Here is a 206-nt window from a genome sequence, read left to right on the forward strand (position 1 = left end):
TTACTACCAAAGCCAAGTTATCGGCAAAGAAGCCTTGTGCCTTATCGTCCATCATCGACATGCCGATCTTGAAATAACACCGAAAACGCTGCACGAAATTGGGCTGATAGCTCACCCAGATTCTGCGCATTACCTCTCTTTGTATTTTGACTTGTGTGGTGATAACGAGCTCGCGAACATCAATATTAATGAGATACCGAAATCAG

Annotated in this window: 1 pseudogene; it reads left to right on the plus strand. The window is 43.7% G+C overall.

The annotated features are described in order from the left end of the window. A pseudogene (locus tag A3712_RS26855) lies at positions 1-206 on the plus strand (LysR family transcriptional regulator); the annotation flags it as partial.

Source organism: Vibrio sp. HI00D65, from assembly GCF_001635455.1.
GTDB lineage: Bacteria > Pseudomonadota > Gammaproteobacteria > Enterobacterales > Vibrionaceae > Vibrio.